Raw genomic sequence first — 13,218 nt, 5'->3', positions numbered from 1 at the left:
AGGGCCGTGGCCAGGAAGAAGTCGCTCGACGAGGGGCCCGATCTCCGGGTCCTGATCCTCGAACGCGCGAGTGAGCTGTTTCACGAGCGCGGCTACAGCGCCACGTCGATCCGCGACCTGGCCGACGCGGTGGGCATCTCGTCCTCGACGATGTACCACCACTTCACGAACAAACAGGAAGTGCTGCACGCGATCGTTTCGCGGTTCATGACCGACTTCGTAGACGCGACCGTGCCCGTGCTGCGCGACGAGTCCCTTTCGCCCGGCGAACGCGTGCGGCGGGTCGTGCGCCTGCACCTCGAGTTGAGCGACGACCGGCGCCCGGAACTACTGGTCGGCAACCCCATCCGGTACGCGCTCGACCCCGCCCAGCAGGCCGAGGGGATCAAGCTGCAGACCGCGTACCACGACGCTTTCCACGATGTCCTTGCCGAGGGCGTCGCCGCCGGCGAGTTCCGGATCGAGGACGTTACCGTGACCACGATGGCGGTGCTCGACATGCTCAACGGCGTGCGCGAGTGGTTCGCCCCCGCCGGCCGGCTGACGCGTGACGTGATCGTGGCGCAGTACACCGCGCTGGTCGAGCGGCTGATCGGACGATGAAAACAGCCCCGGCCGAGGTGGCCGGGACTGTGTTTTCAGGTTTTCAGCTGTGCGTCACTTGGTGGTCGCGTTCGCGGCACTCACGATGATGTCGGTGACCTTGTCGGGGCGCGAGACCAGCACGGCGTGCGAGGCACCCGGCACGACGACGGTGTGGGCGTGGGCGCGCTCGGCCATCCACTTCTGCGCGGCCGGCGGGATGTTCTTGTCACCGGTCGGGATCAGGTCCCACACCGGGATGTTCGTCCACGCGGGCGCACCCGACGGCTCGCTCAGCGCGGACGCGGCGACCGGGCGCTGACCGGCGGCCATCTGGCGGGCCTGCGAGAGCGGGACGTCGGCGGCGAACTGGTTCGGGAAAAGGTCCCGCTTCACGTAGAGGTCGGTCTCCCCGCCGGGGAGGGTGACCTGCTGCAGCGTGTCGCCGAGCGTGCTGCCCGGGAACTTGTTGGTGAGGTCGAGCGCGGACTCGCCCTGGTCCGGGATGAAGCCCGCGATGTAGACGAGCGCCTGCACCTTGGGGTCGTTCAGCGCGGCGCTGGTGATCACCGAGCCGCCGTAGGAGTGCCCGACCAGCACGACCGGTCCGTCGACACTGTCGACCAGGGCCTTGATGTAGGCGCCGTCGGACGCGACCCCGCGCAGCGGGTTGGCGGCGGCGACCACCTTGTAGCCGCGCTGTTCGAGCCGCGTGACCTCGCCGTTCCAGCTCGACGTGTCGGCGAACGCTCCGTGCACCAGCACGATCGTCGGCTTCGCCTTCGCCGGCGCGTGGTGGTCGGCCTGCTGCGGCGCCGCCGACGACGGCACCGCCGCGAACACGGCGGCCGCGGCCAACGCGGCGGTCGCAGCGGCGATCCGGGCCAGGCGAGTACGTGTGCGCATCTCTTGCTCCTCGGGAAGTTCGGGCTTCGCTTGTCCTGAACACTACAACTTAATTGTGTGCAATCAAGTTGTGCGCAGTGCGTGAAAGATCATCGTAAGAATCGGAATATCGAAGCCGCCGGCTGACGACGGGGGCTTCGCACGGATCCGGACGGGTGAGACGAGCCCGACACGGGGGCTGATCATGGGACCATTCGGGCAACTCGGCTAAAGTTGCCGCTCCGTTGGGGTCTCAGGTTCGTTCAGCCACGGGGTTCGTCATGACCGTCACGTCCACATCCGAAGCAATCGGCAGCGTCGAAGCCGCCAGACCGCGCCGCCGCGCCCTGGTGGTCACCGGCCTCGGGCTGCTCGTGCTGTTCCTGGCCGGCGCCTGGTCGGCGTGGTTCTTCACCATCGACGACGCGTTCATCAGCTTCCGCTACGCCGCCAACCTCGCCGCGGGCCACGGCCCGGTGTGGAACGTGACCGGCCCGCGCGTGGAGGGCTTCACCGACTTCTCCTGGGTGCTGTGGTCGGGGCTCGGTTCGTGGCTGGGACTCGCGTTGCCGCTGTTCACGAAGGTGACCTCACTGGTCTTCGGCGTGCTCACGCTGCTGATGCTGGTGACGACCGGCCACCGCCGGGGCGGCCTCGCCGGCGCTCTGGTGGCGGGCGGCGCGTATGTGGTCTTCCTGCCGACGTACTTCCACATCACGAGCGGCCTCGAAACGGCCGTGTTCGCGACCGTGCTCCTGCGCGCGGCGGTGCTGGGCCTGCGCGCGCTCGACGGTGAGCGCGTGCACCCGTGGGAACCGCCGTTGCTGCTGCTCGTGCTCGGCACGCTGCGGCCGGACGGCGTGCTGGCCGCGCTGCCGACCGTGGCCGTCTGGCTGTGGACGACGCGACGCAGCCGGGCGACGTGGTGGTGGACGGCGGGCGCGGCCGTGGTCGGCGCCGGGTATTTCGGGTGGCGCTGGCAGTACTACGGGCAACTCCTGCCGAACACCTTTTACGTCAAGTTCGGCGACCTCGCGTCCGGGCGGATGTGGACGGAGCACACGTTCTGGCTCCTGCTCCCCCTGCTCGTGCTGACGCTGTCGCTCCTGCTGCGCCGCGCCACCCGCGCGGCGGGCGGACTACTGGTGGCCACCGTCGTGCTGACGTACGTGACCTACGCCGTGTCCGGGCCGACCATGGACTACCTCGACCGCTTCGCGGACCACGGCGTGCCCGTGCTGTGCCTGGGCGCGGGTCTCGGTGCGGCCGCGCTGGGCGGGCGGTGGCTGACGGCGCTGACCGGGGTCATCGCCGTGGGCTGGTCGGCCGTGGCCGGCGCGACGGCACCCGACCTGGGCACGATCGCGAACTACGGGCCCGACCTGCAACGTGCGCACGTGGCGATCGGCAAGGGCCTCGGCGCGGCCGAAGTGCCCGAGCACCAGCGCACGCTGGCCGTCGGCGACGCCGCCGCCATCCCGTACTACAGCGGCTGGCAGGCCATCGACTACATCGGCCTCAACGACGCGCAGATCTCCCGCGGCGCGGATCCGACCGAGGTCATTCTGAAGGCGCGCCCGACCGTCTTGATCATCACGTCGGGCGCGCCGCAGATCCCCGAGTCCCGTTACGGGGTGCGCAACCGCGAGGTCACCGCCGGGTACCAGGAAGTCGCCGCCGTGCGGATGCGCGCCGACTACTTCCAGACCGTGTGGGTGCTGCCCGAGTGGGCAGGCACGGTGCGCGACCACGTGAACGCCGCCGTCGCCGAGGCCGCGCCGTCGAACGACCCCGGGCGGTACGAGCTCACCGTCGACCGGTGGCTCGACCGGCTCCGGAGCCAGCTGCCCAGCTGAGTCCACAAAGGACTTACCCGAGCCGCGCCTCGAACCCGGAAGTCAGCGACGCGGCCGGCACCAGCGCGTGCCGCACCGCCAGCGCAGCGGCCTCCAGCCGCGAGTGGACCCCCAGTTTCACCAGTACCCCCTGCACGTGGCTGCGCACCGTCGCCGTGGACACGCCAAGGCGGCGCGCCATCGTCTCCGTCGTGTCGCCGTCGATGAGCATCGCGAGGCACTGGCGTTCGCGGCCGGTGAGGAAGCGTTCGCGCAGGTCGACCTCCCGCGAGCGGTCCGGGGTGGGCGCCGAGGTGCGCACGGGGACGTCGACGAGGGTTTCGCCGGCGATCACGCGGTCGATGGCGTTGATGAGGTGTTCCACGCCGCACGTCTTGTGCACGTAGCCGGCCGCGCCTGAGCGGAGGGCGTCGGCGACCGCGCCGTTGCCGGGGCTGGCGGTGAGCATGATGACCTTGGTGCCCGGGCTCGCCGCGAGCGTCGCCGCGACGCCGTCTTCCACGGGGCCGGCCCCGAAGTTGCGGTCGAGCAGGCAGACGTCCGGGCGCGTTTCGCGCACGGTCTCCACCACTTGCGCGAGCGTAAGGGCGGTGCCCACCACCCGCATCCCGTGCCGTTCCAGCAGCCCGGCCAATGCTTCGAGAAAGACCTTATGGTCGTCACCCAGGACGATGCTCGTCATTCGTGCTCCCCTTCACTCAGGTGGCTGGGGAAGACGATCCGCACGCACGTGCCCTCCGGTTCACCCGGACCGACCAGGGCCTGCGCACCCGACGCCTCGGCGAGGTGCGCGACCGTGACCAGGCCGAGCGACGCCGTACCCGGCGGGATGCGCCCGAACCCGGGCCCGTCGTCCGTGATCGACACGGTGACCGGCGAGTTCGCCGTGAGCTCCACGTGTACATGACCGTCGGGCCCCGCGGCGCGTACCGCGTTGCCCAGCACGTTGGCGAGGATCCGCCACAGCACCGTGCCGTCCACGCGGACGGCAGCGGCCGCTCCGTCCGCGAGCACCACCGAAGGCTCACTGACCCGATCGGCCAGTTTCACCAGCTGCGCCAGCAACGGTCGCAGCGGCACGATCTCCTCGTGCGTCTCGGCTGCCAGCGCGTGGGAGACCAGAGTGCGCAACCGCGAAACCTGCTCACCGATCAGCTCCACGCCGGCCACGTCCTTGAGCTCCGACTCGACCAGGTAGGCCAACGTCGTGATCTCGTGGCCGAGATCGTGCAACACTCCCCACAGAGCTTGAACGGTGCGATCCTCGCTGCGGCGCCCGGTGGCCGCCCGGCGTTCCGGCACGGTTTCCATGGCTTTTTCCCTCGCCTTTACCTTTTCCCCGACCGAAGGGAGTCGTCCGCGATCTTGGCGACGTTACTGGCGCATAACCCAGGAGTCGGAGAATAGGCGGGAATCAGCTCTGGTGCGTGACACCGCTCGTGGTGACGATGATCTTCCAGGGCCCCGGCGGCACCGCGGAGTCGTCGACGAACTGCCAGTCGATCCGATCGTTCTCGCCGTCGAGCTCGCCGAATCCGAGGCATCCGTTCAACGCAGGTGAGACGTCCATTCCGGCTCCGTTGAAACGATCATTGGCCGGCCGGGCGTCGTCGGTGCCGAACACGTACTTCGCGTCGTCGTACCGGCCCGGGCCCGCGTCCTGGATCTGTCCGTAACAGACCTTGCCCGAGTGGCGGATGCGTACCCAGCGATTTTTCAGGAGACTGAAGCCAGGGTCGGAAACTCGCGCGGAATAGCGTTCGTCAGATGCCCACGGAACCACGGCGGCGCGTTGGCGATTTGCCACCTCGTCTCCCACATCGTCATAGGGGACGTCGAGGTAGAACGGATTCTCCCGCGGTGTCATGCGCGTGGGAAAGAATCCGTTGGCCGCCGTGCGCGGTTCGGTCTCGCAGTTCCCGCGCGTGACCACTCCGTCGCAGCCGCCGAAGTGGTCGAGCCACCGGTCGTCGTAGGCGGACTCCACTTGGCTGCCGTCCTCGGCGTTCGGGTCGAAGATCTCGCCGACCCAGAACGTCGTCGCCACGATGTTCGTGTGCCAGGGGTAGGCCGAAGGCGCCGAAGGCGGGACGACCGGTGCGGCCGAGGGCGAGTTCGCCGGCGCGCCCGCCCCAGGGGAGTGGACGGGCGCGCCGGTGCAGGACGCGGTGGTCAATACGGCCGCCAGACCCCACACCGCGTACCTGATCCGGGTCGCTGCCCGGCGGCGAGCGCCGGGCAGCGACGGGGAACGGGCGTCAGTCACCGGGCTCCACAGGAGCGATGACCTGCCCAGGTCGCGTTGCCGGGATGAGCGGCTTCGCGTTGCGGCCGAACGAGCCGGCCTTCGAGGAGTTGCGGCTCGTCACGCTGAACCGCTGCGGACCCGTGGTGGACGCCTGGATGGCGGCCGCCGCTGCCGAGCCGGTACCCGCGGCGAACGAGTAGTCGTCCGTCGTCACCGAACCGTTCGCGATGAGCGAGAGTCCGAAGCTCAGCCCGGTCGCACCCGCGGGCGCTGCCGGAGTGGTGAACGTGCCCTGCGTCCAGTTCGACGCCGCCGCGAGCCACGGGCCGGACGTCCAGTACGTCCAGAAGCCCTGGGTGTTGCGGTAGTACAGCGCGAACTGCGTGATCGCCGTCGACTTGTACCAGACGCCGACCGTGTAGGTGTTGCCCGCGGTGATCGTCGGGGTACAGGCTCCGAGGTCGAACGCCGGCAAGAGCTTCGCGTCGCCGTCGGTGTAGTTGGAGACGTCGAGCTTTTGCGCGTACGTACCCGTGTGCTTGTCCGTGGTTCTCGTCCACGTCGGCGTGTTGCCGCCGTAGCCGCCCGGCATGTAGCAGTCGGGGAACCCGGTGCCGCTGGTCGAGGTTTCGAGCGACGTGTTCACCAGGCCGGTGTTCGTCGACGCCGGTGCCGTCACGACCGGCTTCGTGGCGCCACCGATCGCCTGCTGCATGGTCTTCACCGTCGTGCCCACGCTCGTGCGCCCGCTCAGCCACGAGAGGAACTGGTCCAACCGCGAAGTGGAGATGGACAGTTCGTCACACCCGGCGCCGTCGCAGACGTGGTGGAAGGTGAAGGTGAGCAGGCCGCCGTTGCGCTCGGCCGCGGTGACCGCGCTCTGCATCTGGGCCAGGGTCCAGGTGTTGTCGTCCTCGTCGAGCGCCTTGATCTCGAACGCGTCGGCGGGCTTGGTCGTGTCGGCCGCCGGACAGCCGGCGCAACCGTGCGCCGAAGCCAGGTCACCAAGACCACGGGCGCTGTTGAAGCCGCACGCCTTCACGTTGTTCTTCACCGAGGTGTTCAACGCTGCGTATGGGTACGCGAAGCTGGTCACGGAAAAGCCCATCGCCGCCAGTGAGGCGCGGCCGTTGCAGATCTGCCGCTTCGCCTCGTCAGCCGGCACCGTGGTGAGGTCGGGGTGCGTCACCGTGTGACCACCGATCTCGTGCCCGGCGTTCTTGATCGTGTTCAGGTCGGCCTGCGTCAGGTAATTGGGCGCGCCGACCGAACCGCTGATGATGTAGAACGTGCCCTTCATGTTGTACTTCTGCAGGATCGGCAGCGCGGTCATCTGATCCGAGTTGCCGTCGTCGAAGGTCAGCACCACGCCGAGCGGCCGCGCCAGCGACGCACTCGCCGTGGAACTCCCCACCGCCAACGCGGGCAGCACGCACAGCAGCGCGGCGGCGCAGACCGCGAGCCGCGTGCGTGCCCGCCGGAAGTCCAATCCCTTGCGGGCTTTGCGGTGTTTCCGCGTACTTCTTTCCATGGGTGGCCACCAAAATGATCGGGGATACCTCAGCTGACCGTAGGGTCAACACCCGGCACCCGGATCCCCCGAAGGGACGAGCCCGTCTACCGCAAATGCCGGATCTCCGTCATCTGCATGAGCCGTCTTTCGCACAGCTGGCTGAGGACAACCCGTTTCGGGGCCTGTTTGCTGTGCGGCGTGGACATCACCCGCCTATTCCTGATCGAGGACCACCGCATGGTGGCCGACGTGCTGACGTCGAGCCTCGCGACGGTGCCCTGGATCAGGGTGGTCGGCACGCGCGCCACCTCCGACCCGACGCTGCGCTCCGCGCTCATCGCACAGCAGCCGGACGTGGTGACCGTGGAGCTGGAGTCGCTCACCGACGTGCGTGACCGGATCCGAACCTGGCGCGATGCGGCGCCGACGGCCCGCTTCGTCGCCCTCACCGCGAGCCGGGACCGAGATCTCGCGGTGTGCGCTGCCCACGCGGGGATCGACACCTGGATCCCCAAGGAAAGTTCGCTCGAAGACCTGCTGGACCGCGTGCGCGGCGCTCGCGCCGGGCACGCGTGGTACCCGCCGGAGCTGCTGGCCGCGCTGTTCGACCGGTTGCGCCGCGACGGCGCCACCCGGCACCGGCCGTCTTCGAGCCCTCTCGACGTGCTGAGCGAGCGTGAACGCGAAGTGCTGGTGGCGATGGTCGACGGCGACCGCAGCGACCAGATCGCGGCTCGGCTCCAGCTTTCCCGCAACACCGTGCGCACACACACCCGCAACCTGTTCCGCAAGCTGAAAGTCCACAGCGGACTGGAAGTCGTCAAGATCGCCCGAGCTGCCGGCATCGAGCCTCACGGCGAGGCGCCGTTATGGAAAGGGGAAACCCCTTGACACTCATGGCCGAATCCTCCCTCAGCGAGACCGAGGGCCTCATCTCCGTCGCCATCGTCGGCATGGGCTACGTGGGTCTGCCGACCGCGTTGGGCCTGCACGCCGACGGTGCGCAGGTGCTCGGTCTCGACACGAGCGCCGACCGGCGCGAGTCGATCCTGGCCGGCGAGCCCGACCTCGTCGAGGCCGACCTCACGCGCCTTGTCGTGGCCCGCAGGGACGGCCGGTTCGACCTCACCGGCGACCCCGCTCGGCTGGCCGAGGCCGACGCCGTGATCATCTGCGTCCCGACGCCGCTGGACCGTTACCTGACACCGGATCTGGGCCCGCTGCGGGCGGCGTGCCGGTCGGTGGTCGAGCACGCCCGGCCGGGCCAGACGCTCATCCTCACGTCCACCAGCTACGTGGGAACCACGCGCGAGATGCTCGTGGAACCGTTGCGGGACCGGGGTCTCGTGGTCGGCGATGACGTGTTCGTGGCGTTCAGCCCCGAGCGCATCGACCCCGGGGTCGCCGAGCACACGCAGCAGAGCACTCCTCGCGTCGTCGGCGGCTGCACGCCGGCGTGCACCGGCCACGCGCGGCGCGTGCTGCAGAAGCTGACGTCGCTCCTGCACGAAGTCTCCTCGGCCGAAGCGGCAGAGCTGACGAAGCTGTACGAGAACTCGTTCCGCGCGGTGAACATCGCACTGGCCAACGAGTTCGCCGGCATCTGCTCGACGCTGGAGCTCGACCCGATCGAGGTGACGCGCGCGGCCGCCACGAAACCGTACGGGTTCATGAGTTTCTACCCCGGCCCCGGCGTCGGCGGGCACTGCATCCCGTGCGACCCGCACTACCTGCTGTGGCAGCTTCGCGAGGCCCACGGCGACGCGCCGTTGATCAGCCAGGCCATGACGTCGATCGCGCACCGGCCCGGCCAGGTGGCCGACCGCGTCACGGCCACGCTCTCGGCTGCCGGCCGCGGGGTCGCGGGCGCGCGGATCGTGGTGGTGGGCGTGACGTACAAGCCGGGTGTGCGCGACCTGCGTGAGTCGTCGGCGCTGGAGATCATCGAGCGGCTGGCGGCCGGCGGGGCGAAGGTCGAGTACCACGACCCGCTCGTGCCAGAGCTGAAGCTGGGCGAGCGCTCGTATCAGAACAACCCCGACCCGCACGGCACGGACTTCGACCTCGTGCTGATCCACACCGTCCACCCCGGACAGTCCTACGACTGGATCGAGCACTGCCCCTTGGTGCTCGACGCCACCTACACGTTCGACGCGGCCACCCACCGCGAACTGGTCTGAACAATTCCCCGCGAGAAAGGGCGTACCTCATGCGGTGCTTGGTGACCGGCGGGGCCGGCTTCATCGGTTCCCACCTGACCGAGCGGCTGCTCGGCGAGAACCGCGAGGTGGTGGTGCTGGACGACTTCAGCACCGGCACCGCGCAGAACCTCGCGGCCGTCGCCGGCGACCCGCGGTTGCGGATCGTGCGCGGTTCCGTGTGCGATCAGGCCGCCGTCGAGTCGTGCATGGAGGGGGTCGAGCAGATCTACCACCTGGCCGCGGCCGTCGGCGTGTTCACGATCATGCAGAAGACCCTCGACAGCCTGCGTACCAACCTGTTGGGCACCGAGGTCGTGCTCGACGCGGCGCTGCGCCACGACGCACGCATCCTCGTCACGTCGACCAGCGAGGTGTACGGCAAGAACACCTCGATCGGGCTGAAGGAGGACGACGACCGCGTGGTCGGGTCGCCGTTGAAGAACCGCTGGTCCTACGCCGAGGCGAAGGCCCTCGACGAGACGTTCACCTACCTCTACGGCAGTGAGCTCGGCGTGCGGACGGTGCTGGTGCGGCTGTTCAACACCGTCGGCCCGCGCCAGCGCGGCCGCTACGGCATGGTGGTGCCACGATTCGTGGACCAGGCGCTGACCGGGCAGCCGCTGACGGTGTTCGGCACGGGCCGGCAGACGCGGTGCTTCTGTCACGTGCTCGACGTGGTGCCCGCGCTCGTGGCGCTGCTGGACGACGAGTCGGCGCACGGCAGCGTCTACAACCTCGGCAGCCCCGAGCAGGTGAGCATCGAAGAGCTGGCGGAGCTGGTGATCGCGGCGACCGCGTCCGACAGCACGATCGTTCGAGTTCCGTACCAGGAGGCGTACGGCGCAGGTTACGAGGACATGCAGCGGCGGGTGCCGAACTGCGCGCGCGCGGCGCAGCAGGTCGGGTTCCGCGCTGTGCACAGCCTGCGGGAGACCATCGACGCGGTCATCGAGGACCGGCGGACGCAGTTGCGGACCGCCGTCGCCCGTTGATGACGCACCGGACTTCCCGGTCGCGTCACCGAGTCCGGGTCGCCTTGCTTCTCCTGTGTGAGCTGCTGGTGTTGACGTTGTTGCGAGACGGAGGAGCGCGCGCGGCCGTGCAGCCGCACACGATCGCGTCGCTCCCCTACTGGAACCTGGCCGGAGGAACCTCGACGGTGCAGGCGCACGAGTCGCAGGTCACCGAGGCGTCGCCGTGGCTCTACGGCCTCGACGCCCAGGGCCGGCTCGTCGCGCAGTCGAAGCGCACGGACGATCTCGCGCGGCTGCGCGCCACGGGAGTGGAGATCACGCCGACGATCGCGAACGTCACCGAGGGGCGCTGGCACCCGCAGATCGTGCAGACGATCCTGCACGATCCCGCGGCGACCGCGCGGCACATCTCGGACATCGTGGCACTGGTCGTGCAAGGGGATTTCTCGGGCGTGGACATCGACTACGAGGAGCTGCGCTCGAGCGACCGCGCCGCGTTCACGGCGTTCATCACGCAGCTGGCGGATGCGTTGCACGCCAACGAGAAACGCCTGTCGGTGGACGTGTTCGCGAAGACCACCGACGCGGGCTACGACGAGCGCAATCGAGCGCAGGACTACGCCGCGCTGGGCCGCGCCGTCGACCAGGTGCGGTTGATGGCGTACGACTACCACTGGCAGACGTCGGCGCCAGGCCCGATCGCGCCCGAGGGCTGGGTTCGCGACGTGCTGACGTATGCGACGTCGCAGATCCCGCGGTCGAAGATCGTGCTGGGCGTGCCGATGTACGGCTACGACTGGGTGGGTCACACCGCCGTGCCGGTCACGTGGGTGCAGGCCTACGGGCGGTCGCGGGAGTTCGGGGTGCCCGTCGAGTGGGACGGGTTCAGCGAATCGCCCCACTTCTCCTACATCGATGCCGCCGGGTTGCGGCACGACGTGTGGTTCGAGAACGCCTACAGTGCGTCGATCAAGTTCTCCCAGGCCCGGCAATTCGGGATCGGCGGGGTGTACCTCTGGCTCTTCGGCACGGAGGACGACCTCGTCTGGTCGAAACTCGACACCTACTGGACTCCGGCGGAGGAGCGATGATCCCCCTGTGGCTGCTGGCAATCTTCGTCTTCGGGGTGAACTTCACCCTGTGGGGCACCGCCGGTCTGGCGCGCGCGCTCGAAAACCGGATGCGGCCATCGCAGCCGCCGCGGCCGTCACCGTTGCCTCGCGCGCGGCCCGCCCGCGTGCACCGCTCGCGCGTCGCCGTGCTCATGGCCGCGCACAACGAGGAGGTGGTGATCGGCGAGTCGCTGGCCGCCCTCACCCGCCTCGTGCCGGCGTCGAACGTCCACGTCGTGTCCGACGGCTCCACCGACCGCACCGTCGAGCTCGCCCTGGCGTGCGGCGTGAACGTCACCGAGACGCCCAGCAACGTCGGCAAGGCAGGCGCGCTTGAGGAAGGCGTGCGCCACTTCTCCCTCGCCACCCGCTACGACGCCGTGCTGCTGCTGGACGCCGACACCCGCCTCGACCCGGGCTACTTCGACGCCGCCCTCCCGCAGTTCGACGACCCCGACGTGGTCGCCGTGGCCGGCTGCGCCGCCACCGACTGGTCCACCTCCCGCCGCGGCTTCCTGGCTTTCCTGTTCACCGCGCACCGCGCACGCATCTACGCGCTGCTGCAACGCCTCCTCAAGTTCGGCCAGACCTGGCGCCGCACCAACGCGACCCTCATCGTCCCCGGCTTCGCCAGCCTGTACCGCGCGGAAACCTTGCCGCTCATCGACATCAACCCCCCGGGTTTGGTGATCGAGGACTTCAACATGACGTTCGAGGTCTACCGCAAACGCCTCGGCAAAGTCGGTTTTTCCTTGAAGGCCATCGCCGTCACCCAGGACCCAGACGCCTTGCGCGACTACGTCCGCCAGACGCGCCGCTGGGCCCTCGGCTTCTGGCAAAGCGTCCGCCGCTTCCGGCCGCACGCCGACCTGTTCAGCTTCATGTTGGGGCTGTACGTGCTGGAACTGGTCCTGGCCAGCCTCTTCATGGCCTTACTGCCGCTGATGGTCGTGCTTCTGTTGCTGGCCCTCATTCCCGGCTTCCTGTCCGTACCGATCGCCGGCGACGTGACCTTGGCGATCGGCCACTACGTCAACCTCCCGACCATCGCGTTCGGCATCCTCGTGCCGGACCTCCTCCTCACCCTCGCCGTCGTCCTGACGGAACGCCGCGCCCGCTACCTGCTCATGGCGCCCCTCTATCTCCCCCTCCGCTGCGTCGACGCCTGCATCGCCCTCTGGACCCTCCCCCAAGCCTGGCGCGACGGCACTGGCCGCTGGCAAAGCCCCACCCGCCGCGGCACCGACATCTCCGCGACCCCGCACCTCGCCACAATCCACACCCGCGCGGGTGTGGGTGTGGGCTCCGGCGTGGGTTCGGGCCTGGGTGCTGCCGCGAGTGCCCGAGTGCCAGGGGGCACCGAAGTGGGTGCGAGTGCGAGTTCGGGCCAGGGCGCTGCCGCGAGTGCCCGAGTGCCAGGGGGCACCGAAGTGCCTGGGGGTACCGGCTTGGCCGCAGTCCCCGGCCCGGCTGCGGGTACCGGCCTCGGTTCCGGTGACGGCACTCGCCTTCTCCCGTCCCCCTTCCCTCGCAACCTCCCCACCCAGCACAACGGCTCGGGCCCCACAATCCCCTCCCACAGCAACGGCCCCAGCCGAACCCTCCCGTCGCTACCTCCAACGCCCTCCGACCCGTCCCCCACGTCCGAGACCGAACCGGCCTGGCCACCCGAGTGGCCCCCGGACTGGCCCCCCGACCCCTTCCCACGCGAAAAGGTCGGCTGACCTCTCCCACCGCAGCGGCCCTCGGCCAGCCCCACACCCCGCGCAACGGCAACGCACCGCCACCACCAAGACGCGCAACCTCACCGACCTACCAGAACACCGGCAAGGCCCACGCCGCAGCGC

Annotated in this window: 12 protein-coding genes; 7 read left to right on the top strand and 5 right to left on the bottom strand. The window is 69.3% G+C overall.

From position 1 onward, the window contains the following. Nucleotides 1–6: 6 nt before the first annotated feature. Nucleotides 7–603 (top strand): TetR/AcrR family transcriptional regulator, encoded by a 597-nt coding sequence (locus ABZU76_RS43115; protein WP_354881604.1) that lies wholly within the window; start codon nucleotides 7–9, stop codon nucleotides 601–603. A 54-nt stretch (nucleotides 604–657) separates the two neighbouring features. Here the strand turns inward: ABZU76_RS43115 and ABZU76_RS43110 are convergent, their stop codons facing one another. After that, the gene (locus ABZU76_RS43110) at nucleotides 658–1,488 is read right to left on the bottom strand and encodes an alpha/beta hydrolase (protein ID WP_354881601.1); all 831 of its coding nucleotides are present in this window, start codon (nucleotides 1,486–1,488) and stop codon (nucleotides 658–660) included. Nucleotides 1,489–1,748: 260 nt separating this feature from the next. Here ABZU76_RS43110 and ABZU76_RS43105 point away from each other — a divergent pair, with 260 nt between their 5' ends. After that, nucleotides 1,749–3,323: a hypothetical protein gene (locus ABZU76_RS43105; RefSeq protein ID WP_354881598.1), complete on the top strand. Its 1,575-nt coding sequence runs from the start codon at nucleotides 1,749–1,751 to the stop codon at nucleotides 3,321–3,323. Nucleotides 3,324–3,336: 13 nt separating this feature from the next. On the opposite strand, the gene ABZU76_RS43100 is transcribed toward ABZU76_RS43105, so the two are convergent. From ABZU76_RS43100 to ABZU76_RS43085, 4 genes are all read right to left on the bottom strand, one after another. Continuing rightward, nucleotides 3,337–4,005 carry a response regulator transcription factor gene (locus tag ABZU76_RS43100; RefSeq protein ID WP_354881595.1) on the bottom strand — a complete coding sequence of 223 codons (669 nt, stop codon included), beginning with the start codon at nucleotides 4,003–4,005 and terminating at the stop codon, nucleotides 3,337–3,339. Continuing rightward, nucleotides 4,002–4,634 carry a HAMP domain-containing sensor histidine kinase gene (locus ABZU76_RS43095; RefSeq protein ID WP_354881592.1) on the bottom strand — a complete coding sequence of 211 codons (633 nt, stop codon included), beginning with the start codon at nucleotides 4,632–4,634 and terminating at the stop codon, nucleotides 4,002–4,004. Before ABZU76_RS43095 ends, ABZU76_RS43100 begins: the two co-directional genes overlap by 4 nt. A 103-nt stretch (nucleotides 4,635–4,737) precedes the next feature. Continuing rightward, entirely contained in the window at nucleotides 4,738–5,589 is an 852-nt protein-coding gene (locus ABZU76_RS43090) for a hypothetical protein (protein ID WP_354881589.1), read from the bottom strand. Beyond that, on the bottom strand, nucleotides 5,582–7,102 hold the full coding sequence (locus ABZU76_RS43085) for a polysaccharide deacetylase family protein (RefSeq protein WP_354881586.1): 1,521 nt from the start codon (nucleotides 7,100–7,102) through the stop codon (nucleotides 5,582–5,584). Before ABZU76_RS43085 ends, ABZU76_RS43090 begins: the two co-directional genes overlap by 8 nt. A gap of 180 nt (nucleotides 7,103–7,282) precedes the next feature. Between ABZU76_RS43085 and ABZU76_RS43080 the strand changes: the two genes are divergently transcribed. The 5 genes from ABZU76_RS43080 to ABZU76_RS43060 all read left to right on the top strand — a co-directional run bounded on the left by ABZU76_RS43080 (nucleotide 7,283) and on the right by ABZU76_RS43060 (nucleotide 13,095). Then, on the top strand, nucleotides 7,283–7,975 hold the full coding sequence (locus ABZU76_RS43080; RefSeq protein WP_354881583.1) for a response regulator transcription factor: 693 nt from the start codon (nucleotides 7,283–7,285) through the stop codon (nucleotides 7,973–7,975). Nucleotides 7,976–7,980: 5 nt separating this feature from the next. Beyond that, nucleotides 7,981–9,264 (top strand): nucleotide sugar dehydrogenase, encoded by a 1,284-nt coding sequence (locus ABZU76_RS43075; protein ID WP_354881580.1) that lies wholly within the window; start codon nucleotides 7,981–7,983, stop codon nucleotides 9,262–9,264. A gap of 29 nt (nucleotides 9,265–9,293) precedes the next feature. Beyond that, nucleotides 9,294–10,277 carry an NAD-dependent epimerase/dehydratase family protein gene (locus ABZU76_RS43070; protein WP_354881577.1) on the top strand — a complete coding sequence of 328 codons (984 nt, stop codon included), beginning with the start codon at nucleotides 9,294–9,296 and terminating at the stop codon, nucleotides 10,275–10,277. 107 nt (nucleotides 10,278–10,384) lie between these two features. Further along, nucleotides 10,385–11,350 (top strand): glycosyl hydrolase family 18 protein, encoded by a 966-nt coding sequence (locus ABZU76_RS43065; protein ID WP_354881574.1) that lies wholly within the window; start codon nucleotides 10,385–10,387, stop codon nucleotides 11,348–11,350. Next, entirely contained in the window at nucleotides 11,347–13,095 is a 1,749-nt protein-coding gene (locus tag ABZU76_RS43060; protein WP_354881571.1) for a glycosyltransferase family 2 protein, read from the top strand. The genes ABZU76_RS43065 and ABZU76_RS43060 overlap by 4 nt, the downstream gene beginning before the upstream one ends. Nucleotides 13,096–13,218: the final 123 nt, after the last annotated feature.

Source organism: Amycolatopsis sp. NPDC005232 (genome assembly GCF_040607795.1).
Classification (GTDB): domain Bacteria; phylum Actinomycetota; class Actinomycetes; order Mycobacteriales; family Pseudonocardiaceae; genus Amycolatopsis.
The sequence above is the reverse complement of the archived record's forward strand: the minus strand, read 5'-3'. Positions and strand labels throughout refer to the sequence as shown.

Excerpts from the sequence above, each read along its gene's own strand:
- ABZU76_RS43110 (WP_354881601.1), bottom strand. The coding sequence starts at position 1,488 with ATGCGCACACGTACTCGCCTGGCCCGGATCGCCGCTGCGACCGCCGCG.
- ABZU76_RS43105 (WP_354881598.1), top strand. The coding sequence starts at position 1,749 with ATGACCGTCACGTCCACATCCGAAGCAATCGGCAGCGTCGAAGCCGCC.
- ABZU76_RS43100 (WP_354881595.1), bottom strand. The coding sequence starts at position 4,005 with ATGACGAGCATCGTCCTGGGTGACGACCATAAGGTCTTTCTCGAAGCA.
- ABZU76_RS43095 (WP_354881592.1), bottom strand. The coding sequence starts at position 4,634 with ATGGAAACCGTGCCGGAACGCCGGGCGGCCACCGGGCGCCGCAGCGAG.
- ABZU76_RS43085 (WP_354881586.1), bottom strand. The coding sequence starts at position 7,102 with ATGGAAAGAAGTACGCGGAAACACCGCAAAGCCCGCAAGGGATTGGAC.
- ABZU76_RS43075 (WP_354881580.1), top strand. The coding sequence starts at position 7,981 with ATGGCCGAATCCTCCCTCAGCGAGACCGAGGGCCTCATCTCCGTCGCC.
- ABZU76_RS43070 (WP_354881577.1), top strand. The coding sequence starts at position 9,294 with ATGCGGTGCTTGGTGACCGGCGGGGCCGGCTTCATCGGTTCCCACCTG.
- ABZU76_RS43060 (WP_354881571.1), top strand. The coding sequence starts at position 11,347 with ATGATCCCCCTGTGGCTGCTGGCAATCTTCGTCTTCGGGGTGAACTTC.